22 protein-coding genes and 1 pseudogene are annotated in these 25,422 nt (G+C 38.8%); 9 read left to right on the plus strand and 14 right to left on the minus strand.

Annotated features, from left to right (window positions below):
- Positions 1–134: 134 nt before the first annotated feature.
- Positions 135–758: a hypothetical protein gene (locus tag IQ259_RS15720; RefSeq protein ID WP_193886376.1), complete on the minus strand. Its 624-nt coding sequence runs from the start codon at positions 756–758 to the stop codon at positions 135–137.
- A gap of 108 nt (positions 759–866) precedes the next feature.
- On the minus strand, positions 867–1,619 hold the full coding sequence (locus IQ259_RS15725; protein ID WP_193886378.1) for a cadmium resistance transporter: 753 nt from the start codon (positions 1,617–1,619) through the stop codon (positions 867–869).
- Between the two features lie 304 nt (positions 1,620–1,923).
- Here IQ259_RS15725 and IQ259_RS15730 point away from each other — a divergent pair, with 304 nt between their 5' ends.
- Positions 1,924–2,859, plus strand: a complete 936-nt coding sequence (locus tag IQ259_RS15730) for a LysR substrate-binding domain-containing protein (protein WP_193886380.1) — start codon at positions 1,924–1,926, stop codon at positions 2,857–2,859.
- Here the strand turns inward: IQ259_RS15730 and IQ259_RS15735 are convergent.
- The gene (locus IQ259_RS15735) at positions 2,856–3,542 is read right to left on the minus strand and encodes a cadmium resistance transporter (RefSeq protein ID WP_193886382.1); all 687 of its coding nucleotides are present in this window, start codon (positions 3,540–3,542) and stop codon (positions 2,856–2,858) included. The genes IQ259_RS15730 and IQ259_RS15735 overlap by 4 nt on opposite strands.
- 64 nt (positions 3,543–3,606) lie before the next feature.
- Between IQ259_RS15735 and IQ259_RS15740 the strand changes: the two are divergent.
- Positions 3,607–4,257, plus strand: a pseudogene (locus IQ259_RS15740) (cadmium resistance transporter); the annotation flags it as partial.
- A 496-nt stretch (positions 4,258–4,753) separates the two neighbouring features.
- Positions 4,754–5,428, plus strand: a complete 675-nt coding sequence (locus tag IQ259_RS15745) for a cadmium resistance transporter (RefSeq protein WP_193886386.1) — start codon at positions 4,754–4,756, stop codon at positions 5,426–5,428.
- A gap of 20 nt (positions 5,429–5,448) precedes the next feature.
- Here the strand turns inward: IQ259_RS15745 and IQ259_RS15750 are convergent, their stop codons facing one another.
- A complete protein-coding gene (locus IQ259_RS15750; protein ID WP_193886388.1) occupies positions 5,449–6,240 on the minus strand; it encodes a sulfite exporter TauE/SafE family protein in 792 nt (263 codons plus the stop codon).
- A gap of 451 nt (positions 6,241–6,691) precedes the next feature.
- Between IQ259_RS15750 and IQ259_RS15755 the strand changes: the two genes are divergently transcribed.
- Together IQ259_RS15755 and IQ259_RS15760 are read left to right on the plus strand one after the other, a co-directional pair.
- Positions 6,692–7,477: a phosphatase PAP2 family protein gene (locus IQ259_RS15755; protein ID WP_193886390.1), complete on the plus strand. Its 786-nt coding sequence runs from the start codon at positions 6,692–6,694 to the stop codon at positions 7,475–7,477.
- A gap of 142 nt (positions 7,478–7,619) precedes the next feature.
- A complete protein-coding gene (locus IQ259_RS15760; protein ID WP_193886392.1) occupies positions 7,620–8,048 on the plus strand; it encodes a hypothetical protein in 429 nt (142 codons plus the stop codon).
- Positions 8,049–8,093: 45 nt separating this feature from the next.
- On the opposite strand, the gene IQ259_RS15765 is transcribed toward IQ259_RS15760, so the two are convergent.
- Positions 8,094–8,897 (minus strand): prohibitin family protein, encoded by an 804-nt coding sequence (locus IQ259_RS15765; protein ID WP_193886393.1) that lies wholly within the window; start codon positions 8,895–8,897, stop codon positions 8,094–8,096.
- A gap of 783 nt (positions 8,898–9,680) precedes the next feature.
- Between IQ259_RS15765 and IQ259_RS15770 the strand changes: the two genes are divergently transcribed.
- Complete coding sequence (locus IQ259_RS15770) at positions 9,681–10,478, plus strand: dienelactone hydrolase family protein (protein WP_193886395.1); 798 nt, start codon at positions 9,681–9,683, stop codon at positions 10,476–10,478.
- A 61-nt stretch (positions 10,479–10,539) separates the two neighbouring features.
- Here IQ259_RS15770 and IQ259_RS15775 read toward each other — a convergent pair whose 3' ends face one another.
- Positions 10,540–10,968, minus strand: coding sequence for a hypothetical protein (locus IQ259_RS15775; RefSeq protein WP_193886397.1), 429 nt, complete (start codon positions 10,966–10,968; stop codon positions 10,540–10,542).
- A gap of 862 nt (positions 10,969–11,830) precedes the next feature.
- On the opposite strand from IQ259_RS15775, the gene IQ259_RS15780 reads away from it, so the two are divergent.
- Positions 11,831–12,487, plus strand: a complete 657-nt coding sequence (locus IQ259_RS15780; protein ID WP_193886399.1) for a chemotaxis protein CheB — start codon at positions 11,831–11,833, stop codon at positions 12,485–12,487.
- Between the two features lie 321 nt (positions 12,488–12,808).
- The gene (locus IQ259_RS15785; RefSeq protein WP_193886400.1) at positions 12,809–15,349 is read left to right on the plus strand and encodes a PAS domain-containing sensor histidine kinase; all 2,541 of its coding nucleotides are present in this window, start codon (positions 12,809–12,811) and stop codon (positions 15,347–15,349) included.
- 285 nt (positions 15,350–15,634) lie between these two features.
- On the opposite strand, the gene IQ259_RS15790 is transcribed toward IQ259_RS15785, so the two are convergent.
- Positions 15,635–16,036, minus strand: a complete 402-nt coding sequence (locus IQ259_RS15790) for a hypothetical protein (protein WP_228014568.1) — start codon at positions 16,034–16,036, stop codon at positions 15,635–15,637.
- 70 nt (positions 16,037–16,106) lie between these two features.
- Positions 16,107–17,537 (minus strand): DUF4157 domain-containing protein, encoded by a 1,431-nt coding sequence (locus tag IQ259_RS15795; RefSeq protein ID WP_193886404.1) that lies wholly within the window; start codon positions 17,535–17,537, stop codon positions 16,107–16,109.
- Between the two features lie 226 nt (positions 17,538–17,763).
- Here IQ259_RS15795 and IQ259_RS15800 point away from each other — a divergent pair, with 226 nt between their 5' ends.
- Entirely contained in the window at positions 17,764–18,213 is a 450-nt protein-coding gene (locus tag IQ259_RS15800; RefSeq protein ID WP_193886406.1) for a DUF29 domain-containing protein, read from the plus strand.
- A gap of 36 nt (positions 18,214–18,249) precedes the next feature.
- Here the strand turns inward: IQ259_RS15800 and IQ259_RS15805 are convergent, their stop codons facing one another.
- From IQ259_RS15805 to IQ259_RS15830, 6 genes are all read right to left on the minus strand, one after another.
- Positions 18,250–19,809 carry a DUF4157 domain-containing protein gene (locus tag IQ259_RS15805; protein WP_193886408.1) on the minus strand — a complete coding sequence of 520 codons (1,560 nt, stop codon included), beginning with the start codon at positions 19,807–19,809 and terminating at the stop codon, positions 18,250–18,252.
- Between the two features lie 73 nt (positions 19,810–19,882).
- Positions 19,883–20,185 (minus strand): hypothetical protein, encoded by a 303-nt coding sequence (locus IQ259_RS15810; protein WP_193886410.1) that lies wholly within the window; start codon positions 20,183–20,185, stop codon positions 19,883–19,885.
- Between the two features lie 97 nt (positions 20,186–20,282).
- A complete protein-coding gene (locus IQ259_RS15815; protein WP_193886411.1) occupies positions 20,283–22,289 on the minus strand; it encodes an ATP-binding protein in 2,007 nt (668 codons plus the stop codon).
- 146 nt (positions 22,290–22,435) lie between these two features.
- Positions 22,436–23,602, minus strand: a complete 1,167-nt coding sequence (locus IQ259_RS15820; RefSeq protein ID WP_193886413.1) for a cysteine desulfurase family protein — start codon at positions 23,600–23,602, stop codon at positions 22,436–22,438.
- Positions 23,603–23,605: 3 nt separating this feature from the next.
- The gene (locus IQ259_RS15825; protein WP_193886435.1) at positions 23,606–24,262 is read right to left on the minus strand and encodes a type I restriction endonuclease; all 657 of its coding nucleotides are present in this window, start codon (positions 24,260–24,262) and stop codon (positions 23,606–23,608) included.
- A 37-nt stretch (positions 24,263–24,299) separates the two neighbouring features.
- Positions 24,300–25,019 carry a Uma2 family endonuclease gene (locus IQ259_RS15830; RefSeq protein ID WP_193886415.1) on the minus strand — a complete coding sequence of 240 codons (720 nt, stop codon included), beginning with the start codon at positions 25,017–25,019 and terminating at the stop codon, positions 24,300–24,302.
- Positions 25,020–25,422: the final 403 nt, after the last annotated feature.

Consider the following 25,422-nt stretch of genomic DNA (forward strand, 5'->3'; position numbering starts at 1 on the left):
CTTATAACTAATATGTTCCTTATTTTTTTATAATTTTAGACATATAATCAGATAAATTGGCAACAAAAAAGCCAGAAGAATTCTGGCTTTTAGTTTTTATGCAAAATTATGGCTGAATTTACCTATTCAATCAATTAATCGTTAATTTTCGCGGTTGTAATTCCAGCGTCTAGTGCGGCTTGTAAATTCTCAGGAATCAACCAGTTAGCTTCGCCAGATTGAAAAACCTTCGCCGGTGGAAGATTGAAGTCAATTTCTCCAGTTTGAGAGTTGCTTGTAGCTACTAACCGAGTTCCGTGAACAATCTTAAAAGCTTGAGCAGGGGTGGCTGCTTGTTCTTCTGTAGCCGCTTGTCCGGGGAGATAAACGCCTTGACAGTCCCACTCATCATCAGTTTCTGTGCCACTAGGGAGCAGATATAATTCATTGTCGTAGTTTGAGGTAGATTTTTTCGGTTTTTCACCGTATATCAACAGCATTTTATCTGTTTCATTACGGCAGATTCCTACAGAGTCTTCACTATTTTCTAAAATGTACTTTTGGTATTTTAAGTTAGAAATTTTCTGCTCAATTTCTGGTGTATCTCCTTGGCTTTGTTTATCCTGCAATGCAGATTCTAGTGATTTAGTTATTTCTATATAGTCTGGATCATCAGCTAATTTTTTTCCTGCCCAAGATGGTTGAGCAATCATCAAGTTTACCAATAGTAATAAGCAAACTAGTGTAATTTTAACCAGAGTATTTTTGAACAATCTCATGTGTTTCTCCTAAGAAGTTAGTGTTTTTTTGATGCTAATTACCTAATTTAAGGTATTAATTGGGCATTGTTTCATCTATCTGTTGATGCAAGTTGCAAACATAAAAGCTTATTTTTGTTTAACTCCAGATATAAATTCGGCTTCAGAAGATCCCAAGGAGAATCTATAATTTTCTCGCCAAAGATTCTTGCTTAAAATTAACAAGTAAGAACCAATACTTACACAAGTAATTAAAACTAAGGCAGGAGTTTCTAAGGTTTGACTTTCTATTAAAATGGAAACACCCAATCCAATTAAAATAAAGGGAACTAAAGAATTACCGTAGCGAGTAATTGCAGAAGCGATCGCACTTACCTGAGTTAAGCAATAGGCTGTATAACACCACACACCTACCATCACGAAGAAAACTACCAAAATCACCAGTAAGCTATCCCATGTATTGGTAGCAAACATTGGCATATAGATACTGATGTTGTCACCACCATTAGCGATAGTAACTGCTGCTACACTGTAGGTTTGGGGTGAAAGGAAATTGTTCCACCAAGCTTGCGAAGATTCGGGGGTGTTTAAATCCTCTGTATCGCTAGTCTCTTGATTTAGTAAGCGATTAATACCAATGATGATTGGAACAATACCGAGTAGACCAATCCAAGATTCTGGTAGGATGAACTTGCCAAAAAAGCTGGGTAAACTGGCAACTACTAACGCACTAAAACCTAAATACTGACCGATAACTATGTGACGACGGCGAAAGCAAGTATCTATCTGTGAGAAAAAAAGCGACAGGACAATAATATCGTCGAGATTGGTAGCAGCAAAAGCCGTGAGTCCTGTAGGAATAGCAGTCAGTAGTTCGCTCATGTGTGCGTCGTGTTTCCTCAATGATCGGTATGGGTGAGATAGAGGCTGCGAGTGTAGAAAATTTGTAATTTCAGAAAATCATTAGTGTAGTTAGCACTTTTGCTAGAAGCATAGTTTCACTCTATGGCTACCCATCAATAAGAGCAAACAGTCTTTTTTGTTAAATCCATAGACTGAATTTATGGTTATGCAGATATGACGGCCAAATAACAATTACTGTTATCTACACTTTTCCGCTAAATTTACCGTATAATTCTCTCAAGGTGTTCAAAATCACTACTATACAAGCCTGTAAATATTCCAAATGACGCTGGAACAGTTACGAATTTTTTTAGCTGTGTCGGAAATGCTGCACTTTACCCGTGCAGCTGAAGCACTTTACATAACTCAACCAGCCGTCAGTGCTGCTATCCAAAACTTGGAGACAGAATATGGTGTCAGGTTATTTCATCGCATTGGTCGTCATATTGAAATCACAGATGCGGGTAAATTATTACAAGGTGAGGCGCAAAAAATTCTTGATCATGTGCAGTTAACAGAACGTGGTTTGAAAGAATTAAATAATCTGCAACGGGGAGAGTTGAAGATCGGTGCAAGCCTAACTGTTGGTAACTATTGGCTACCCGAAAGAATTAGCCAATTCAAGCAGTTATATCCTGGCATTTTTATTAATTGTCAGTTGGGAAATGCGGAAGAGATTTGTGAAGGGACTGCTGTAGGTATGTATGATTTGGGTTTGGTGACAGGGGAGATTAAAGCATCATTACAGCAATCTTTAGAGAAAGACGAAGTAGGAAGCGATCGCCTGCAAATTGTTGTGGGCAAATCTCATCCTTGGTATCAAAATGCCGAGATTTATTTAGATGAATTATTCAGCACCAGTTGGGTAATGCGTGAATCTGGTTCCGGCGCACAGCAAATGTTTGAGCAAGCCTTACAACGTTGGGGAATTGAACCTAGTAACCTGGATATTGTACTTAACTTCAACACTAGTGAAATGGTGAAAGCAGTTGTAGAAAGTGGTGTTGGTGCAGCTGCACTTCCAGAATCAATGGTGAAAAAAGAACTACAACTAGGAACATTACAGGCTGTGCGAATTCTCAATCCGCAAAAACAATCCCAGAAAGAATTAGAAATTATCCAGCCGATTTGGAAACTCAAACACCATCAACGTTTTCATACACGAGTTACCATAGCTTTTGAAAATATGCTCATGGAAGAGAATGTACAAGTGGCTTAGTTTGATAATGTCGGCTTTTTTACTAAAATTGCTAAACAAATACAACTTGCTACTAGCTTTATCAAGCCTAAAGCCTCTGTTTTTAAAATAATTACCCCACCCAATATTATTAAAACAAAAGGCAAAATATAATTACTATACTGACTTAGTATCAGCGCTATTTTTGTTTGATAGGTAAATTTATAAGCTAAATAACACCAAATTCCGATTAATATAAAAAATACTACAACAATAATTATAAAATTAACTGTATTACTACTAGCAAATAATGGTATGTAGACACTGATATTATCACTACCATTTGCGATAGTTATGGCTGCAACGCTGTAAGTCTGTGCATTAAACAAACTTGTTGTGTTTGCATCTTGATATTCTGTTGTTATAATTTCAATCTCTGGATTTTCATTTTCTTCTCGATTAATCAAACTGTTGATACCCATAATTATCGGTATTAATCCCAACAATCCAATCCAGTTAGGTGGTATGACTAGTCCACCAAATAACCCAGGAAGACTAGCAATAATTAACACTGTAAAGCCTAAGTATTGGCCTGCAATAATGTGCCGATACCTAAAAACAGAATTTATCTGAGAAAACAGTAGTAATAAAATAACGATATCATCAATGTTAGTGGCAATGAAGGCTGAGATTCCCACTAAGAGTGTAGTAATTAACTCACTCATTTATATATATCCTGATTTATTGGCATAATTTTTATTAGTTAATCATTACTTTTAATCATCCCACATGAGTAAGATCATCACAACTATTACAGAAGGAATTTTTGCTTTTACTGCTACTAATATTGATGACATTGTTATTCTCATGCTGTTTTTTTCACAGGTAAATAATCAATTTCGTCGTCGTCATATTTTCGTTGGGCAATATCTAGGTTTTGTCGCTATCATTATTGCTAGTTTACCAGGCTTTTTTGGGAGTTTAGTAATACCTAGAGCTTGGATAGGATTATTGGGGATTTTGCCGATCGCAATCGGGATTAAGCAATTATTGCATCGAGAAACAGAAAATTCAGAAATTCAAATTGTTAACACTAGTTTAACTGTATCTGGTAATAGTAATCCTACCTTCAATTTCCTTTTGAGTATTCTAAGTCCCCAAACTTATAAAGTTGCAGCAGTCACAGTTGCTAATGGTGGCGATAATATAAGTATTTATATTCCTTTATTTGCTAGTAACAGTTTTACCAATTTATTAATAATTATTATAGTTTTTATTATTATGAAAGGAGTGTGGTACGCACTTGCTTATTTATTGGCTCGCCAAGCTAGAATCGCGTATATCTTAACGCACTATGGTAAAAATGCTGTGCCTTTTATATTAATTATTTTAGGTTTGTATCTCATGTATGAAAGGGGTACATTTACCCTTTTATCTTGGGGTTCATATATATTCTGCTATTTGTATGTAATATTTTTCCAATTTACATCTCTACTGGATACACAATTACTCAATGTTAAGAGAGTAGTTCAGTTATTCAATTACTTTTATTTATCGTTTTAAAAAGAAAGAATATTTGCTCTTGTCAAGCTAAAAGAAATAATATTGTTTTTAGATAAAGCCAAGTATTTGACTGAGAAAACAATAACAGAGAATCATCAATTTATTTGATAGCGTTCCGCCTCCAAAGTTTCTCAAAATCATCTGTCTGTTAATAAGTAGAAAGGTGCAAATAAACCGAACTATGTAACGGAAAGTAAAGTAGCTTGAAAACCTCTTCCCTTCTGCCCTCTGCCTCCTGCCTTGTCATAACGACAATTTTTAACACCGACCTACTTACTAGGCAAAATACTCAAACAATCTCCTAACGTAATCTCAGCTTAAAAAGTAGCGAGGGACTAGGGAGAACAGAATTAAATCCTTGCGAGTAATAAACATGAGTTGGTTAATTGGTACTCTAATTATCGGGATTTCTACTGCTATTGCCACTACCTTTGATGACAACTTGTATTTAACGGCTTTTTTTGGCAAAGTCAATCGTACCTTTCGTCCTCGGCATATTGTTATCGGGGAATTTTTGGGATTTACTACACTAGTGTTTGCTAGTCTCCCTGGTTTTTTTGGTGGTCTGATTATTCCTCATACCTGGATTGGATTGCTGGGTTTTTTACCAGTCGCTATTGGGATTAATCATTTATTAAATAGAGAAAGTGAGGAAGAAGCAGTACAAGCTGTATCAATTGATTTTAACTCTCGTGCAAAATCGCCGCATCATCAAAAATCCCTATTAGCAACTCTACGCGACCCCCAAACCTATCGTGTCTCTGCTGTTACTGTTGCCAATGGTGGGAATAATATCGGGATTTATGTACCCTTGTTTGCTAGTAGTAATCTTCCGAGTTTGGGTGTAATTTTGTGTGTTTGCTATTCAACAGTAGGACTGTGGTGTTTTCTCTCTTACAATTTGACTCGTAATCCTCTCATGGCTAATGTTTTAGCTCGTCATGGTCGGAAAATATTTCCCTTCGTATTAATCTATTTAGGATTCTCTATATTGATGAAAAGTGAAACGTATCGGCTATTACCTAATATTGCCATGTTTTCTAATTAGACAAATATGACGCTCTTTGTCTAATACACTAGCTTTAAACTCACCATCATTAATATAAAATAAACCATAAACCGCAGTGGTTTTTGTGGAACAATTTGACAGACTTTAGCTCCTAGTAATACTCCTGGTACTGAGCCAAGCCATATCGGTAATACTAAATTCCAATCAACTGTTCCCAATGTGAGATGTCCAATAGCAGTGAATAGTAAGAGAATTGCAGCTTGAAAAATATCTGTACCAACTAACTTCCGCGCATCTAAACGAAAAAATGTAATTAAAGCCAAAGCAAACATTGAACCGGAAGCAACACTTGTTAGACCGACAACACAGCCTAAAAATGCTCCTACACTCACCGTTTGCAAGCGTCCTAGTTGAGTGGTTAAGTCAAATTTGGGTAATTCAGGTAGTTGTAACAGTGGAAAGAAGGTCAATAGTAGCATTTGAACTAATGCCAAAAGAGTGACTGATAAAATCGTCACACCCAGCAAATGCAGCATAATTTTGTCCAAGCTATGCTCGTTATTGAGTTTAATCAGGTGCAGTATTCCCACTCCCAACAAAGAACCAGGAACACTTCCTAAAGCCAGCCATTTGACTACTTCTCTATCGAGAGTTTGTTGCTGCCAATGTTTGATGCTACCAACGATTTTCATTAACGTCGCTGCAACAACATCAGAACTGACTGCTACGGCAGGTGGTATTTGAAAAACAAAAATTAGCATTGGGGTAATGAGAGAAGCACCACCAATTCCTGTCAAACCAACAACAATACCGACTAAAAAGCTGAAGAAAGGCAATAGTAAAAAATCCATACTCCTGTCCTTAACTGGGGTTTTGTAAATGCGGTTTTGTTTAGCTGAAACTAAAAGATTGGTTGTAATGCTGTTGTGTACAAGGTTTCATGTAATACCAATTCGTAATTCGTAATTCGTAATTCGTAATTCGTAATTAAGAAACTCTGATTTGGTCTGGGTTGTGGGGTTTGAATGTGTTGCCTAATTTTAGAGAATTGGTATAACTGCTAGTTTTGAGCGACTACAGGAAAAATATCAAAAATACCAAAAATCGATCAACTTACCGTATTTTAAGATTAAAAATAATAAAAGTCTATATTTTGTTAATTAATCCAATTAATTTGTATTAATTAACACGGCTCGTTAAGCAGGATTTTCCTGAAATCTAGTAATAACAGATACTTTAAATTAAGTATTAAAATTATACTAGTATTTTAAGTAACTACATTAATTGCAGCATAATTTTGATATGCCAGAGTTAGAAAAAGTCAATAATGAAAATCAACAAACACCAAAGCTGCGATCGCCTATTGGGTTTGTGCAAAAATTGTTAATTACACACTGGCGTTCTTTGTTGGTGCTGTTCATCGGGGTATATTTACCACTGCAAATTTTTGGACTGTTGGCGTTAGAGGTGCGGTACAACGAGAGTGGCTTTCCCTGGGATTTACCGATTCTGGAGAGGATTCACGCTCTAGCACAGCCACAGTTAGATGTATTTGCCGCGATTTTGACAAAATTTGGTTCTTTTTGGATTGTATTACCCATTCTGAGCATAATTACACTTATTGTAATAATGCAACGTCGCTGGCGATCGCTGACTTATTTACTGATTACTGCTGCTGGTAGTGCTACTATCAACCGCACAGCCAAAGAATTCTGGCACAGAGTCCGTCCTCATATCTGGGAATCAGTCGCACCAGAGTTTGATTATTCGTTTCCCAGTGGTCATGCTATGACGAGTATGACGTTGATTGCTATTTTGGTGGTTTTAACTTGGGGTAGTGCTTGGCGTTGGTTTACAGTAACTTTCGGTAGTGTGTATATCTTAGCCATTGGCTGGACACGGCTATATTTGGGGGTACACTTTCCTAGTGATATTATTGCAGGTTGGATGGTGGCGATCGCTTGGGCAATTGGTGTGAGTTTCATTATTCGACCATTATCACAGTCAGCAAATATTACCAGTGAAAAACCAGTGAATGAAACGCAGTTACTTCTTGAAGAACAGCAGTTGCTCAATAAAGAACAATAATTTTATTTGTGTAAATAAAATTATTGATACAAAAATCTTACGTATAATTAACCGTTTTTGAGATTCAAATCTCTGTTTGACTCTGGACTTTTTCGACTTTTTATCCTAAAGTACGGTTAATTGATGCAATTACTGTACAAATATGAATGAAATCAAAAAGAGTAGTCAAGAGTTGTTATCACAAAGTCCAGAAAGTGTACCTAAAACATTATTGCAGAAGCTCAGAGGTGGATTTTGCTTAGTAATTGGATACTTATTATCACCGTTATGCTGGTGGAATGATTTGGTATTTAATTTACCAATTGCTTATCTTTTCGGATATATTTGTAGTCTTTTTACGCCTAAATTACTGATGCCTGGCGTTATTATTGGTTACTGGTTATCTAACATTATTGGTATTTTGTTAATGCAAGCAGGTGCAATTGATGTGTTGCAAAAACAAAACCAAGAACGCAACTTAAAAAAGGAATTATTGACAGGCTTAGTTTCTTCAACTGCTTATACTTTTTTGATTTTGGTATTAATCCAGTTTAAAATTATCGATACTCCTAGTTTCTTTTCTGGTAGTTAGTAAAAAAACCAGTTTCTCTCACTGGGTTACTGTATTATAGACAAATTACTTTAGTTTTAAAATCTCACTTACATTTAAAAACTTAGGTGTATCTTTGGTCATAATTACAGGTAATTTACCATCCCATTTTTCTATTGCCTGCCTTGTCAAAATATCATCAGTCAAACTATCACGTAATAATCTGTTTACTTCCGCTTCCCCCTTCGCTAAATTGACCTTTACCTCTGCTTGTTTTGCGGCTTTTAATGCAATAAAATCTGCTCGTTTTGCATCTTGTTCTGCAATTTGTTTTGCCTCAACTGCTTCACTGAATTTATCTGAAAAATTAACATGAACTAGCGAGATATCATCAACTGCAATATGGTAGCTAGACAATTTCGTTGTTAATTTTTCATCAATTCCAGATTTTACTTCCTCTCTTTTAGTGACTATTTCTTCTGCTTTATACTTTGCTATAACTGCTTTTACAGCTTCTTCTACTGCGGAATTAATGATTTTATCAACTACATCTTTTTCATCACCAATCTCTCTAAAAATTAAATTAACATCTTCAGGTAAAATATGCCAATTCAATGCTACATCTGGAAAAACATCTTGCAAATCTTTAGAAGAAGCTTCAGCAGCTATTTCTTGTTTTTGAATTTTCACGCTGATTTTTTTGACTGTATTAACAATGGGAATTATGAGATGTATCCCCTCTGCTAGTATTGTTTTCTGTACCTCACCAAATTGCATTAATACGCCGCGCTCTCCAGGATTGATTATTACAAAAGGTGTTAACAAAATTGTGATTAAAAATAAAAGAGCAGTTATTTTACCAGCATTGTTTGTCAGTTTAAGTTGTTTCATATAGACTAAGGCGATGATTATCTCATTTTGGCAACTTTTATTAATAAATAATTATCATAGTACATTAAATCGATAAAAATAAGCAAGTTTAAAAACTGTAGTGATTCAGATACCAGACTTCTTTGGGAAGTTGAATATTTTTTTGTTCACGAATGATTTAGGAATGCTATATTTACTCATTAATTTTTCAAACAAGCTCTGAAGATATGCTGCTAAGTGATAATAGTTTTTTAACTTCTAGATAACTCAATATTTACTTGTGGTATTGAAAGAATATGGTAAATATATATGGATAAGTAGGTCGGTGCTAAAAATTGTCGTTATGACAAGGCAGGAGGCAGAGGGCAGAAGGCAGAAGGGAAGAGGTTTTCAATCTACTTTACTTTCCCTTACATTGTTCGGTTTATTTGCACCTTTCTACTTATGGCAATCTGGTGAGATATTTAATCAAATTTAGTTTTATAAATTATCAATAGGACTTTTGGCGTTGCCGAATTTAGGGATGAAATAATGAACCGCCAAGTACGCAAAGTACGCATTCTCTACGAGAGGCTTCCGCCAACGCGCAGCGTCTCGTAGAGAAGAAGAGGTTTTGAAAGATAAATATAAGAAAATCATCCCGCATTTATGCAACACCGGATTTTTATATACAACTCAATCTTATAGAATCCAATCAGCCATTAAAAGTAAACCGCCGTCAGTTTTTGCTAAATTCAGCAGTTACAGCAGGTAGAATTATTGAGCCAGTGGGGATATCACCAACAATAAGTTAATCAAAACAAGATGGTAAATATAACAGACATCGAAATTAACACTACAAAAGTCAAAATACCCAACAATGACTTAGAAATCGATGCTTACTTAGCTCAACCAGCCCATGAAGGAACCTTTGGCGCTGTTATAGTTTTTCCCGAAATTTTTGGAGTGAATGGTAATATTCGGGATATTACCGAACTTATAGCAAAACAAGGATATGTAGCAGTAGCACCTGCAATGTATCAACGGATTGCTCCTGGTTTTGAAGTTGACTATAGTCCAGAAGATGCTGGCTATAGCCCAGAAGCCTATCGGCTTGGTTTGGCATACTATCAACAAGTAAAGTATCAAGAAATTCTCAGTGATATTCAAGCCGCGATCGCCTATCTAAAAACTTTACCTCATGTTAATGATAGTGCGATCGGCGCTATTGGTTTTTGTTTTGGCGGTCACGTTGCTTATATGGCTGCAACTTTAAGCGATATCAAAGCTACGGCTTCGTTTTATGGCGGTGGAATTACCACTTCTAGTTATGGTGAAGACACTCCCACCATTAACCGTACTTCTGAAATTAAAGGTACTATTTATACCTTTTTTGGAACAAGAGATACATTAATTTCTCAGGAAGAAACCGAGCAAATTGAAGCAGAGTTAAAGAAACATCAAATAAATCATCATGTATTTCGATACGACGCAGGACACGGTTTCTTTCATGGATTTTTCAAGGACAAGTACCCATTAATAGAGCAGAATCCTAGTTACAACCCAGAAGCTGCTCCTGATGCTTGGCAACATGTTCTCGAACTGTTTCAGAACAACTTGTAAAATTTGATTATGTTAAAGTGTGTTACGCTTTGCGACAACACACCTTAACAGTTATTAGTTATTAGCTTGTCACTGCTGCTTTCTTTCCATTACCATTGCTGTCCACATTGGTAATAAATAATGGTTGCGGTGAACTAACAATTGCTGGCTCGCCTCGTAGTTTCTTCCGGCGCTGATTTTTCGGAACTCCTCCCGCCATACCATACTCTACACTGCTTTTACCATATCGAGTTGCAACTCCCAATAGCATATGCTCTGCCATGTCTGCTAACTCGCTTTCTGTTTTTAACATTTCACTATATAACTTATCTAGGTAAGAAAGGGTGCTGTTGTAGATATTTTCTTTAGTTCGCATTGTTTCGATCAGAGTTGAGAATCTAGCTAGGCTGAGTCCATTGCCTGTATCTAAATTCGGATCAATTGAGTTAATACTAGCTGCACGACGCGCTGCTTTTTCTAACACCTTAGAGGTTCTTTTTTTACGAGCCATAATATAAACCTAGTAATACAATACTGTTGATATTCTTTACCTTAAAGAACTTCCGTATTGATCGGCTTGAGAGAATTTCGGCAAATCTGCAATGGCTTTTGCTACACAAGAATCGTTGTCATAAGTGCTGAAATTACTGAAATAAGTTAACAAACAGGTAAATTTAGAAAGTGATCTCTGGTTTTTTTGCGGAAAATACCAAAATCAATTCATAAACTAGTTAAAAGAGCAAGCATTTAGGCAAAATGAGTCAGCAAAAAGCCATTTTGTTGATAAAAAATCCTAAAATAAGTGCGCGAATCACTGAAATGGGAACACATTTAAGTAAATTAAGACAACAAGAAGCTTTTTTGCTGGCATAAACAACCAAAATGAGAACTCAAAAAAGCATTTTGAGAAAGCCATTTGCCTTTTTGCTGATTAAAATTGACTGAAGCTATTTTCTTGAAGTTGTAATTAGTTGTAGCGATCGCAGCAGAGTTTGAGCAGAACGGCAAAAATCAATGATCATGTAGCCTTAAATATTTCTTTTGGTATATTTACGCCTACTAAAGGCGTTTTATTCGTATTTAGTAAAATATAGCAGGTGACAGGGAACAGGTGACACTTCGGCAAGCTCAGTGACCGCATGTGACAGGGTTAAAAGTCTTTTAGTGCATGAGTTTTATCATTCGCCGATGTCCTAACTGTCTTGGCTACTGCTATAAATTACTGCTCAGTTCACTAAAAGTTACTACTAAAGTTAACTAAATTCTAAATCTCGTTAACGTTAAAATTTACAAGTAGCTAACGAAATTTGGCAAAATTCAAACCTAGAGTTTTTCACCATCCAGAGAATTGGCATTAATGCCAGTTCAAGTTTATGAAAAAATCAATAGATGAACAAAAACCAGAGCATCCACTCAGTTTACCTGGCGGAGCATTTGATATTGTAGCGATCGCAGCTTCAGCGGGTAGACTAAATGCCATATCTCAAGTTCTAGCTAATTTACCAGCCAACTTTCCCTGTGCAATTGTCATAGTTCAGCATCTTGATCCCCGACATCTTTCTTTGATGGCAGATATTCTGAGTTGGCGTACTCCCTTACTGGTGAAACAGGCTGAAGCGGGAGATAGTGTCACTCCAGGAACAGTATACATTGCCCCGCCCAACCATCATTTGTTGGTTAACCCTGATCGTACTCTGTCTTTGACTCAATCAAATTTAGTGCATTTCGTCCGTCCCTCCTCCGCTGAATTACTGTTTAATTCAGTTGCTACCAGTTGCAAAGAAAAAGCGATCGCTGTTGTACTAAGTGGAACAGGTAATGATGGAGTCATGGGAGTTCAAACGATTAAACAAATGGGTGGTACAGTCATCGCTCAAGATGAAAAAACCTCGGAATATTTTGGAATGCCCAGTGCCGCGATCGCTACGGGCATGGTAGACTTTATCCTACCGCTGTCAGAAATAGGCGCTGCTTTAATTAACTTGGTCAAACCCTTGCAAGGGAAGCAGGAAGCAGAGGATAAAATTTGAAGTTTTTACCAGGAATTTAAATGTTACGCCTTGTAGGTGCAAGCTTACAAGAAAAGGGGATTAGGAAAGATCAGATTTCTCTGTCTTTTGCGTCTAACAGAACTTATCCCCGGAGTTTTAAGATTGTAACTAATGAATATCAACAACAAAGAGCAAATATTTGAAGAACTGCGGCAATTTATCAGGCGATCTCGAGAACCATTTCAGAACACCAGAAAATGCTAATTGAGGCGATTAAGTATCGTTTAGCCACAATCCCTTGATCGATTCTGACTACCAAAGAGCCGGAGTAATTTTATTGATATAAAGAGAGCTAGTGTGATGATGATACCTGATGATTTGCCAGTAAACTTACAAATTGAAGCGGCTCAACAGCGCTTAGAACAGATTCAGCAACAAGCAAATTCCTCATCTAACACTAGTGATCACTTAATCTCGGTAGCGATCGCTGAACTTTCCATCGCCTTAGAAGAATTGAGCATTGCGGCGGCAAAATTGCACCGACAGAACCAAGAATTGCTGGAAACTCGCCAAATGTTGGACTGGGAACGCCAACGCTACCAAGATTTATTCAACTTTGCCCCAGAGGCTTATTTAGTAACAGACGAGCAGGGAATTATCCTAGAAGCAAATCAGGCGGCGCAAACCCTGCTGAATATCCGCCATAATTACCTGGTGGGTAAACCGCTAATTTTATTTGTTACCTCTAAATATCATTCAGTTATTTATCAGCACCTGGAAAAGCTGAAAAAATTGTTGGCTGAGAACGGAGAAAATGTCCAACGTCAGCAACAAAATATTTACTTAACAGCACAGCAGTTGCTCCAAAACAGGAAAGTGTCTTTAAAACCACGGCAAAAAAAAGTATTACCCGCCGCCCTTTCCTTATCTGCGGAATGCGATCGCCAAGGATTAACTCGTCTGTGCTGGTCATTCCGTGACTTGAGCGATCGCCAGCAAGCCGCGCAGAAGTTAAAAGCATCAGAGAAACAGTATTGCCTCCTGTTTGAAAATTATCCTCTCCCCATGTGGATTTTCGATCCCCAAACCCTCGCTTTTCTGGTAGTAAATCAAGCGGCGATCGCTCATTATGGCTATTCTCAAGCTGAATTTTTAGCCATGACCCTCGTTGATATTTGCCCACCTGAAGATATTTCTGCTTTCCAGAAACACATGGAGCAGTATCGCCTGAGCGATTATTTTGTCTATCATCGAGAGTGGCGACACTGCAAGCGCGATCGCTCCATCATTGATGTCGAAATTACCAGTACCCGGATTATCTGGGAGGGAAAACTGGCTGACTTTATGATGGTTAAAGATATTAGCGCTCTCAAACAGACAGAACAAAAGATCCGTGAACAAGCAGCCTTAATTGATATTGCTACCGATGCAATTTTTGTCCAAGATTTGGCAAATCACATCTTATTTTGGAGCAAAGGAGCAGAACGCTTGTACGGTTGGACAGCAGAGGAAAGCTACGGTCAAAAAGCTGATCAGCTATTTTACAAAAAATCCAGTCATCAACTCCACGCCAGCCTTAACGCCACTGTTGAAACAGGTTTTTGGGATGGGGAATTACACCAAATTACCAAAACTGGCAAAGAAATTATCGTTGAGAGTCGCTGGACATTAGTGCGCGATGAATCTGGACAACCTAAATCTATCTTAATAGTCAACACAGACATCACAAACAAAAAACAAATAGAGCGGCAGTTTTACCATAGCCAAAGGTTAGAAAATTTGGGAATTTTAGCCAGTGGTATTGCTCATGACCTCAACAATGTTTTTGCTCCCATTGTGATGATTTCTCAATTACTTACATCAAAATTTCCCAAAGTTGATACCCGGACACAAGAACTTTTCAAAACACTAGAAAATAGTTCCAAACGCGGCACTAATTTAGTTCAACAAATTTTGAGCTTTGCTAGAAGTTCCGAAGAAAAATATATTTTATTACAAGTTAGTCATCTACTTAGAGAAGTAGTACAAATTATTAAACAAACATTTCCCAAATCTATTGAAATTAAAACTGAAATTCCGACAAACAGTCTAGGAATAGTCAAAGCAGATCCCACACAACTGCATCAGGTATTCATGAACCTTGTAGTCAATGCTCGTGATGCCATGTCTAACGGTGGTATCCTCAAAATCTCGGCTGAAAATCGATTGATTGATGCAACCTATGCTGGGATGTCAGCTGATGCTCACCAGGGAAACTACATCGTTGTGACTATTTCAGATACAGGGGTAGGAATTTCGGCTGAACTTGTAGAGCGCATTTTTGAGCCATTTTTTACCACCAAAGAACTTGGACAAGGTACAGGATTAGGGCTTTCAACAGTTTTAGGAATTGTGAAAAACCACGGTGGCTTTGTAGAGGTGCAGAGCGAATTAAATAAAGGTACACAGTTTCAGGTGTATTTGCCAGCAGCACAAGGAACAACTACTGAGCAAATCATAGAAGAAGAACTGCTCCAAGGAAACGGCGAATTAATTTTGATTGTCGATGACGAAGAATTTATCCAACAAACTACTAAATTAACTTTAGAAAAAAATAATTATAAAACCATCATTGCTCATGATGGAATTGAAACGCTGGCTCTTTATCCTAACTACAAAGCAGAAATCAGCGTGGTGTTGATGGATATGATGATGCCAAATATGGATGGATTAATGACTACCCGTATTTTGTGCAGTATTAACCCCGATGTAAAAATTATTGCTACGAGTGGTTTGTCTACTCATCGTCAAAAATTGCTGAAGGCTGGTGCAAAGGCTTTTTTATCTAAACCCTACACGACACATGATTTATTGCAGAGTTTATCGCAAGTAATAGCAACAAATACAGCAGGGGACAGGTAATAAGCTTAAAAGCAATCACCTGCGTAGATTGGGTGAAGCGAAGCGTAACCCAACATTGATTATGTCTTGATCTCTGGAGCGATCGCCCTCCACCATACATTTATCAACGTGAGTTCGATAAACCTCATACCATTCCACTAAAAATTTGATGCAGATGTAGGTTGGGTTGAGGCACGAAACCCAACGCCTCAATACCTTATCATTGTTGGGTTTCACTACATTTAACCCAACCTACGTATCTGTTTCATTCTTTTCAGGAATTGGTATCACCCCCAAACGGTTCGGTTAACGTGAATTCGATGAACCTCTCCCCAACCCCTCTCCGACGCGGAGAGGGGCTGAAATACTACTAGTTTCCAACGGAAAAATCAGAGTTTTAAAGCCTCTAACGCCACTTGCTACAACGCGGAAAACCCGCGCAAGTGGTTCCTCCTTGCAGGGGAGAGGTTTGGAGAGGGGTTTTTGATCTCCGTCGAACTCACGTTTATCATGAGATGGGCATGGAGAGATACCTGCGGTGGGCTGCGCCAACGCAATAAAAACCCAACATTTGAGCTTGGAACTCGAAACTTCAACCTCAGTGGGGTAGGGTGGGCCATATTCCCATATTTGACAATTTATTCCCAAATTATCTGCTTTTGCCCACCCTACAAGATCAGGCGATCGCACTGGATTTTCACTCAGCACTTTGCTATATAAAGTAGCCAATAATTAGTTTATTGTGATCGCACTGACAGAAACATTACAGGCGATCGCACTAATCCTTCGGCAAACTCTTTCGTATAAATTCTGCATTATCTTGTATTGTGCTATCTACAGCATCTAACGCCCATTTCTGCTTGCTTTTCCAACCTTTGATGAAATCATCGATCCCATTTGGCCAATTGTCTGCTGTTAATTGAAGGACTTTCTCCCGAATCTCTGATGGTAGGTTGTCGTAGGTAAGTTGAACACCCTTCTGCTTCTGTAACCACGGGGCTGTAATCTCTTCTTGTCCGACGGCATAGGGGGCTGGTTCATCTTCTTGTGTGTCCCTGACTACTAGACGGGTGAACGTGGGGTTTAATTTTTTCAAATCCTGCTGTCTTTTCTCGGTAGACATACCCTGCCACCTGTTTGGCTCTATTCCTGGCTTTCCTTCTATGTCCGCTACATACTTTTTCAAACTATATCCTGGAGGCAGAAGCACAAGTAACTCTGTTTCGATTTGCGACAACTCTGTTACCCCAGGGAACAGAAACCCATCTGGTACATCGAACCAGACATTATGTGGTGTGCCTTGTAATATTAAATCAACGCCTCCTTTTGATGTATCGTATCCCCAAGAAAGAGAATAGGGATTAACGCCAACCGATATAAAGGGCGTTGTATCTTCTAATAGTCCTTCGCCATGTAGGGCTAGTTGTTCCGTTAATTTTTTCTTTCCTCCTTTTATTATTTCCCTGTATTTTATTTCATAAGCTTTTGCATCGTTATATGCCAATTTTGAAAGATAATCTGCTTCTTTGCCAGCGTCCATCCATCGTACTACGCGCATCAGTTGTATTGGAGCTTGCCTATTTGAATCTGGAGAGATTTTTGGTATTTTTAAGTAATTAGGTGTTGCTCTTGTTCTTTGGATAATTGCCTTATTCCCCATCACATCTGCTTCTTTTTCCAACTTCTCATTTTCATTAATTTGTAACCCTTTCATCTGCATTGTTGGTTTTACCTTGCCTTGCATCTGCTGGATAACATGCCAAGCTTCATGAGGTAAATGTTCTTCTTGTCCAGGCGCAACGTGAATCTGTGTTCCTTGGGTATAAGCTAATGCTTGTAATTGGGCTGGTTTTGGGGAATTATAATGAACTCTGACATTATCGAGGGAGTATCCTGAAAGATTTTCTATCCCTGTTTTGAGATGATCTGGTAATCCAGTTGAATTGGGCGTGTTTGAATCTGTCTGAAGTTTTGCTTGTAATATCTCTGACTGAGCGATCGCTAATTTAGGTTCTACAGGTAATTGCCCAGCTTCCGGATTGAGAATAGTAAAATCTGGTATATGGCTGGTATACCCTAGGGTTTGGGGTTGTGTTGTTGCTTGTGGTTGTGGCTGTAATGCAAACGGACGGGATTCTAAGGGATTGACAGCAGAAGCGATCGCTTTTTGATCTGAAGATTTTTTTTGTGACGCTTGATGAGTCCCCATAACAAAGCTCTGCACACTGCAAGGTTATACTTTATTTTTTCACCTTTGTGAGCAACGCTAGATTAGACCTTAGTTGAATATATTGGCACTGTTTCCCAAAAAATCGATTTTGAGTGAGAATGAAGAGAGCGATCGCACTCCCCAAAATTAGCCGATTCTTCAGTTAAGATAAGCAATATCTAACCTAATCTTGTCAGATTTCAAGTCAAGAGGTTTTATGCAAAGAATGACAGATAACTTGAGCTTAAAAAAGCTATATGAAACTGATGAACATCTCTGGTTAGAGGAAACAATCAAATTATTGAAATCTAACCATTTAGAAGAATTAGATATAGAAAATTTAATTGAGGAATTAGAAAGTTTGGGTCGTAGAGACAAAGCTAAGGTAGCTAGTTTATTAGAGCAAATTATTAGACATATTTTACTGCTGCAATATTGGCAAGAAGAACTCGAATTAAATTCTAGATATTGGAAAGCAGAAGTTAGAGGTTTTAGAAACCAATTAAAACGGCATTTAACAACTAACTTGTATCAATTTTTAGAAAACGAATTGCCGTCTATTTATGCTGATGCTTTAGGATATGTGATTGACAAAACAGAAGGTAAGCTCAATAATTTACCTCAATCTTGCACTTATACCTTACAACAGTTACTTGATATTGATTACCTACCTTAATTGTTAAATTTAGAGATAGAAAATCAGGCGATCGCACTAATAATAATCATTCAAATTACCTAACTTTTTCCCTGTAGCGTGGAATGAACCAATAGTAGTAAACTCTAATTGTCCGTTGCCTCGGTTATAAGCTAACAGACGCAGCTGTGTACTTCCTTGGGTTAAACGTATCTCACACATATTGCCGTACCATGTTGGTGTTGAACAACCTTGATCACGTGCGGCATCTTTTATTTCTGTACCTTGTTTTACTGCTTGTATAATCGCGTATGCTTTATCAAGTGCGGCTGAATCATTGAAGCGTACTTCTGGATTATCATTGATTACATTCCATCCTTTTAGTTCTTCTGGAGATTCATTTTCATTTACTTCTTCTTTTTGTTTCTTCTTATTACCATATTTGCTATAGTCTTCATTCTGATAATCTGAATTTTCACGTTCCAGTTTTTGGTAATCTGCTATAAGTTTTACAAGTTTTAGCCTGAGTGTTACAATCTCGTTTTTAATAGGCCACACTTCATTTATTGGTTGTTGATAATCAAGTCTGTCACTATGGCCTTTCACTGTGCCTAATGCTTTATTGATTTTTTGGATAGCAACTCTTATACTCTGGCTTAGTTGCAGTACAGTCGAATCGGATAGATACTTCTGTGCTTCACTCAGAATTTGTTTAGCTATTTGTATTTGAGGATGTATTTCTGTTTTATATGCCTTAACAAAGTGTTTCCATCCAGGAGTAGTCGGCACATACTCAGCTATTGCTGGCCGCAAATAATCCTCGAATGTCACCTCAGTTGGACTTTGGCCTTCTGCATTTATGGGGACTGAATCATCTAAATCTTCATCGTCATAATCGTCATAATCATCATAATCGTCATCATCGTCATACTCCTCAACCGCAACTGATTTATTACGTTTGACATGAGTTTTATGCCGTTTGCTACGACCCATTTGCACTACTTCAGATTTTAATTGTAAGTAGTTATCTTCCTCAGAATCAGGTGACTGTTTTTGCTCTATTCTTTGGAGTGTTTCACTATTTACTAATCCTCTTGTCCCCATAACATCCGCTTCTGTTTCCAATGCCTCATTATTATTAATCTGTAATTCCATCATCTGCATTGTTGGTTTTACCCTTCCCTGCATCTGCTGGACAACGTGCCATGCTTCATGGGGTAAATGTTCTTCTTGTCCGGGTGCGACGTGAATATCTGTGCCTTGGGCGTAAGCTAATGCTTGTAATTGGGCTGGTTTGGGCGAATTATAATGAACCCTGACATCATCAAGGGAATATCCTGATAGATTTTCAATCCCTGTTTTCAGATTATCAGGTAATCCGGTTACATTGGTTTTGACAGATGTATCCTCAGCTTTTGTCTGTAGCGCTAATTTTGGTTGTACAGGTAATTGTCCAGCTTCGGGATTGAGAATGGCGAAATTGGGTATTTGACTTTCGTATCCTGTTGTTTGGGGCGATCGCGCTTTTTCTTTTGGTTGTCGCTGCACACCGAACGGACGAGACTCTAGGGGATGAACATCAGAAGCGATCGCCTTTTGTTCTACAGATTTCTTTTTCAATTCTAGATGAGTTCTCATCGCCAAACTCCGCTCGCCGCAAGGTAATACTCTATTCTCTCATCTTTCTAGGTAATGCAGATTAGACTTTCGTTTAATATACAGGCAATGTTTCACGATCAGCAGCAGCTTCCACCTTACTGCGTAATCGAGCCAGCACCACATCTACATTTAAAATATCACCTCGCTCGGCTGCCCTTACGCCTTCTTCAATCTTTAGTCGTGTTTGTTCGACCCAAGCTAGATATTCTGTAGTTTCTTCGGAATCTTGCTGTATTATCTCGTCAGCGAGGAGAACAAGAGCTGTGTCAATTGCATCTTCTAGAGAAGTATACCCACCCTGCTGCGAGAGAAATTCAAGAACTTGACTCTGCTGTGTACTAAGGGTGATTTGCATATCTATTCACTGCTTGAGGCTATTAGTTGGAGTTTTACACGAGTAGTCACATTTTAATATAGCATTCGTTTTGCGATCGCCTGAGTTTCAAAACATTTTATAAAATCCATCCTTTCACCTCCACATCTGTTAAAGGGCGCTCCATTTTAATATATTCACTTTTCGCCGCTTGCAAAAGATGTTTCATCCCCACAGGTTCATCGCTATCTGCGGCTACAAAGGCTGCATTCAGGGCAATGTTACGAATATTTCCGCCAGCAACACTTAGCTTGGCTAATTTTTCAAAATCTAAATCTGCGGTTGGGGTTTGGCTGGGATACACTCGTCGCCAAATCTCGGCGCGTTGTTTGGCATCGGGAAAGGGAAACTGAACGATAAAGCGGATGCGGCGCAGAAATGCCTGATCTAAGGAGGCTTTTAAATTGGTGGTGAGAATTGCTAAACCTCGGTAGGCTTCCATGCGTTGCAAAAGATAGCTTACCTCAATATTGGCGTGGCGATCGTGGGAGTCTTTCACTTCGGTACGTTTGCCAAATAAGGCATCGGCTTCATCAAACAACAGAATTACTCCACCACCTTCAGCCGCATCAAACACCCGCCGTAAGTTCTTTTCTGTCTCCCCAATATATTTGCTTACCACCGCACTCAAATCAATTCGATACACATCAAGATTGAGGGCATTACCTAAAACTTCCGCCGCCAATGTCTTGCCTGTACCACTGGCTCCCGCAAACAAGGCACTAATCCCTAAACCCCGTTGTCCCTTAGCAGCAAATCCCCACTGTTCATACACTTTCGATCGCTGGCGCAGATGTGCGGCAACATCTTGTAACACACTCAACTCATTAGGCGGTAATACCAAATCCTCCCACTCCGCAGTTGCGGCAATGCGTTGTGCTAGTTCATCTAAGCGAGGACGCGCTTGGGTACGACAAGCATTCCAGAGGAAAGTGCTGAGTGCTGTTAGCGGAAGCGGGAGTTGAGCAGCGTGCTGAGTGCTGAGTGCTTCCCATTTGCCTCTTACTTCGGTGCAAACGATGTGAATAGTAGAGGTACTAAGGTTGAAGTGGGAAACTAGATTACCTATTTGTCCGTTTAGGGTGGGAGTTAATTCACCTAATGCAGTTTGCCACACCTGGCGCTGTTCTGCTGGAGTGGGGTGCTGCACTTCTAAGGTGAGCAAAGAACGCTGAATGAGACGACGACGTTCTAAACAACAGACAATTATGGGGGCTTGGAGAGAGTCTAGCAGTTGAGTAATATTATGCTCTTTACTGCTGTCTTGAGATTCTAAGCGATCGCAATCCAGAAATATCACTCGTCGATGTAGTCGCCATTCCCGTTCCCACAAACAGCGAAGCAGATGCAGTTGATTAATATCATTGGGGAGGGTATTGGCAGAAACAGTATATCCTGTTAATCCGAGAAGATGACAAGCTGTTGCGGCGATCGCTTTTTTGCTGGCTGTTTCTATTCCACAAAGCTGCAACACGGGTAAAACACGATTTTCTTGGGAAGCTTGTACCCAACAGTTCGCCATTTGTTCAGCTAGAGCATGATGCGAAGTGACTAAGTTCTCTGTCTGTAATGGCGATACTCCCAATTGCTGCCAGCGTTCATCTAGGGGCTGTAATCCTGCTAGGTAATGTACAATTTGCTCATCCAACCGCAAAGGACACATAGTAAGGGCGTTACCTGCTCCCATCTCTACTAATCGCCAGCGCCGTAGTGGTGCATCTTGGGTGAGTGCGCCCCAATAAGGAGATGATGAAATGGATAAGGCTAAACTGAATGTGGGATATTCTGACTGCGGCTGATTCTGAGCCTCAGCACACAATTTACCCCAAGAGCTATCTAACTCCATCCCAGCACACAACAGGATAATTTCCCGCTCAAATGACGATAAGCCAAAAATTTGACAAAGTTGTTCCAAGGCTGGGGGTGTTGTTTCAAAAGCAGGATGATGAGCTAACTGCTTCTCCTGTTCTACATCTGCTTTTGGTTCAATTCGCCGTTCTAAAACTCGACGAGTTTGAGAGAGTAAGTCAATTAAATAACGGTGATTTGCAGTATACCAATCTTCTGTAACAGCGTGGGATAGCATGTATTTAGTTAGTTTTATCTTTTAACTTATAGCAGCCAAATATGTTACGACAGTCTTGATTCCTCAAAACCTCTCATCGGCTGAATTTTAACTCAGCACGCTGCTCAACTCCCGCTTCCGCTAACAGCACTCAGCACTTTGCTATACTAAACCAAAGTTTTTTGTTTGCGTAAACTTTGAATGGTTGCGATCGCATGTTTCGCTACTAGATCAATTTCCTCGGTAGTGTTAAATCGTCCAATGCCAAACCGCACGGAAGCATAGGCTAGTTGCTCAGAATTTCCTAAGGCTGTGAGAACATGGGAAGGTGCGGTAACTGCCGAGGAACAAGCAGAACCAGAAGATACTGCCATGACTGGTTGCAGTCCGAGAGAAAGTGCTGCACCATCAACTCCCGCAACACTGATATTTAAGTTTCCTGCTAAACGTTGCGTCGGATGCCCGTTGAGGTGAATTCCTGCTAACTGCGACAGTTGTAACCACAATCTTTCTCTTAATTGAGTCAGGCGTAAATTTTCTGTTGCTCGTTCCGCTAAAGCAATTTCTACCGCTTTACCAAAACCAACAATTTGCGGCGTGTATAATGTTCCCGATCGCATTCCTCGTTCATGTCCCCCGCCGTGTAACTGTGGTGCAAGCTGCACTCTGGGGTTACGCCGACGGACATATAATGCACCGATACCCTTGGCTCCATATACTTTATGAGCCGTCAGCGACATCAAATCAATGTTCATCGCTTGCACATCTAAGGGAATTTTACCAATAGCTTGGGCAGCATCTGTATGAAAAATGATATTGCGATTGCGGCACATTTCCCCAATTTCTGCTAACGGTTGCAACACCCCAATTTCATTATTAGCCGCCATTACTGAAACCAAAATTGTTTCTGAACGCAAGGCTTTTTCTAATTCAATTAAATCAATTATTCCGTCTTGTTGCACCGGTAGAATTGTAATTCCAAAACCCAGAGTTTTCAGATATTCGCAAGGGTCTAAAACTGCTTTATGTTCAGTAGCAACAGTAATAATATGCTGACCTTTTTTAAAATAAGCTTCCGCTACACCTTTAATCGCTAAATTATTCGCTTCCGTTGCCCCACTAGTAAATACAATTTCTTCTGGTGTGGCGTTAATTGCTGCTGCTAATATTTCTCGTGTTTGTCTTACAGCCGCTTCTGCTTCCCAACCATAAACATGATTAATACTCGCTGGGTTGCCAAATTTTTCTGTGAAATATGGCAACATTGCTGCTAATACTCTTTCATCTACAGGGGTGGTAGCATGAGAGTCTAAATATATGGGACGATTAGACATAGATTAGTTGATAACTTGACTTAAGTTTTTTAATATTTGCAAAACTTTATATAATTCGTTTTCTCGTCTAGATAAAGTAAATTTATCAGATAAAGCATATCTAGATTTATCTTGCTTGATTAACTTGATAAATTGAAAATCTTCACCATTTGTAACCAACCCAAATACAGGTTTGTCTGTATTTGGACTAGTAAGCATATAAGATAGTGCTTGAGGAATGGCATCGATAAGAGATAAACTCACTTTTTTTGATTCTATTACCAGGAGCCAAAATTCTTCTTGAATAACCAAAACGTCTATTCTACCACGAACAATTTCTACCTCTACCTCATCTTCTTCATCTGTTTCTACTTCATTTTTGATGGCAATTTCTACAGATTTTTCCGTGGCGATCGCAAATGGCTCTTGATAAAACCCTGCTAAATCTAACAATGGCGATAGTACCACCATTTTGACAGCATTTTCTAAGATAGGCGGACGTTTAACCAAGCTTAAAAAATTAGTTTTTACCCTATCTAAATACTGTTGCTCAAAATTTGTTACTTCAGATAAATGCTCCAACCATTCTGGAAAAAATCCTTCTTCTTCTGATAGTTTTAAACTAAATCTTTTTTCTAAATAGGCAAGTCCGATAGTCCTAGCTTGGATCACTTGTACCATAGTCAAACTGAAATACTTAACCAATGAAAAATCTGCCTTAACTAAGATTATCGGGATCTATTCCCAAAGCTCTTAATTGTTCTGCTAGTTTTTGAGCGCGTCTTGCTTCTTCTTGAGCGCGTTGTTCTGCTAATTCAGCACGTTTTTGTGCTTCTTTAATTTGTTCTTCTGGAGTGGGATATCTTTTGCCATTTTCATCGTACCAGTAAAGCCATTCTCTAGTTACGCCGCAGTAATTCCCGCGATCGCAACCAATTCCTAAACCAATTTCTGGTAACCAAACGGGATTTCCTGTTTGTAATTGATACTTACCATTAATTAATTTATGCACTTCCAAGCGCGGTTTGCGGCGACGACGAGGAGAGTAAATCACATAATAAAGTACACCCAATGTCTCATATTGATTTAATTTATCGCTGTATTCCTTGCGATAATTTTGGGAAACTACTTCTAACGCTAAAATTGGTATAACATTTTCATCCCATAGCACATAACTGGGACGCAGCTCCTCATCATAAAATCGTTCTACTCCCAAACTTAAAAATCCATCTGGGACAATTGGCGGTTCATCAGGGTCATAATAAATACCCATATCTATGCCAAATAACCAGTCCATCCTTTCAGACCAAAGTATGAGTAAAATTGCTTTGAGCAACCCTGGTATTAATTCTTGCAGTTCATTATCCACAGGAGTTTCATCAGAGTCTGGCAGTTCTTCGGCAGAGAGTAAGTACCTTGGCAAGTTGTACTCTAACATGACTGGTTTCCTCAAAACTCACAGAAACTTGGCGAATCTACTCACGCCAGTATCTTCATCTGAAATTATAGCGATTTCGTAGTGATACCAATTCTTAATGACGCTCGTTCGCCCTTGGCGTGCCGTAGGCAAGACTCGCTAACGTAATTCGTATACTAAAAACTGCTGGGAAGTTGACTTTTAAACGCAGAGGTACGCAAAGTGTTTTAACACTTAATAAATATCTTAGTTTTTTGACTCGGTTATTGGTTTATATTTACCAGAGGGTGTACTAGCAGCCACTCATCTTCAAAAGACTAGGAGTCCGTGCAAGTGAAATTTTAATCACAACATCGCAAGATGTGAAAGCCAGGTAGATATTAAAACGAATATTTTTTGCTGAATTGCAACGGATAAGGACTAA

The organism is Fortiea sp. LEGE XX443, from assembly GCF_015206815.1.
Classification (GTDB): Bacteria; Cyanobacteriota; Cyanobacteriia; order Cyanobacteriales; family Nostocaceae; genus Nostoc_B.

Excerpts from the sequence above, each read along its gene's own strand:
- IQ259_RS15805 (WP_193886408.1), bottom strand. The coding sequence starts at position 19,809 with ATGAGAACTCATCTAGAATTGAAAAAGAAATCTGTAGAACAAAAGGCG.
- IQ259_RS15730 (WP_193886380.1), top strand. The coding sequence starts at position 1,924 with ATGACGCTGGAACAGTTACGAATTTTTTTAGCTGTGTCGGAAATGCTG.
- IQ259_RS15735 (WP_193886382.1), bottom strand. The coding sequence starts at position 3,542 with ATGAGTGAGTTAATTACTACACTCTTAGTGGGAATCTCAGCCTTCATT.
- IQ259_RS15815 (WP_193886411.1), bottom strand. The coding sequence starts at position 22,289 with ATGCTATCCCACGCTGTTACAGAAGATTGGTATACTGCAAATCACCGT.
- IQ259_RS15795 (WP_193886404.1), bottom strand. The coding sequence starts at position 17,537 with ATGGGGACTCATCAAGCGTCACAAAAAAAATCTTCAGATCAAAAAGCG.
- IQ259_RS15785 (WP_193886400.1), top strand. The coding sequence starts at position 12,809 with ATGATGATACCTGATGATTTGCCAGTAAACTTACAAATTGAAGCGGCT.
- IQ259_RS15810 (WP_193886410.1), bottom strand. The coding sequence starts at position 20,185 with ATGCAAATCACCCTTAGTACACAGCAGAGTCAAGTTCTTGAATTTCTC.
- IQ259_RS15725 (WP_193886378.1), bottom strand. The coding sequence starts at position 1,619 with ATGAGCGAACTACTGACTGCTATTCCTACAGGACTCACGGCTTTTGCT.
- IQ259_RS15770 (WP_193886395.1), top strand. The coding sequence starts at position 9,681 with ATGGTAAATATAACAGACATCGAAATTAACACTACAAAAGTCAAAATA.
- IQ259_RS15780 (WP_193886399.1), top strand. The coding sequence starts at position 11,831 with ATGAAAAAATCAATAGATGAACAAAAACCAGAGCATCCACTCAGTTTA.
- IQ259_RS15720 (WP_193886376.1), bottom strand. The coding sequence starts at position 758 with ATGAGATTGTTCAAAAATACTCTGGTTAAAATTACACTAGTTTGCTTA.
- IQ259_RS15800 (WP_193886406.1), top strand. The coding sequence starts at position 17,764 with ATGACAGATAACTTGAGCTTAAAAAAGCTATATGAAACTGATGAACAT.
- IQ259_RS15830 (WP_193886415.1), bottom strand. The coding sequence starts at position 25,019 with ATGTTAGAGTACAACTTGCCAAGGTACTTACTCTCTGCCGAAGAACTG.
- IQ259_RS15760 (WP_193886392.1), top strand. The coding sequence starts at position 7,620 with ATGAATGAAATCAAAAAGAGTAGTCAAGAGTTGTTATCACAAAGTCCA.
- IQ259_RS15745 (WP_193886386.1), top strand. The coding sequence starts at position 4,754 with ATGAGTTGGTTAATTGGTACTCTAATTATCGGGATTTCTACTGCTATT.
- IQ259_RS15820 (WP_193886413.1), bottom strand. The coding sequence starts at position 23,602 with ATGTCTAATCGTCCCATATATTTAGACTCTCATGCTACCACCCCTGTA.
- IQ259_RS15765 (WP_193886393.1), bottom strand. The coding sequence starts at position 8,897 with ATGAAACAACTTAAACTGACAAACAATGCTGGTAAAATAACTGCTCTT.
- IQ259_RS15750 (WP_193886388.1), bottom strand. The coding sequence starts at position 6,240 with ATGGATTTTTTACTATTGCCTTTCTTCAGCTTTTTAGTCGGTATTGTT.
- IQ259_RS15825 (WP_193886435.1), bottom strand. The coding sequence starts at position 24,262 with ATGGTACAAGTGATCCAAGCTAGGACTATCGGACTTGCCTATTTAGAA.
- IQ259_RS15755 (WP_193886390.1), top strand. The coding sequence starts at position 6,692 with ATGCCAGAGTTAGAAAAAGTCAATAATGAAAATCAACAAACACCAAAG.
- IQ259_RS15775 (WP_193886397.1), bottom strand. The coding sequence starts at position 10,968 with ATGGCTCGTAAAAAAAGAACCTCTAAGGTGTTAGAAAAAGCAGCGCGT.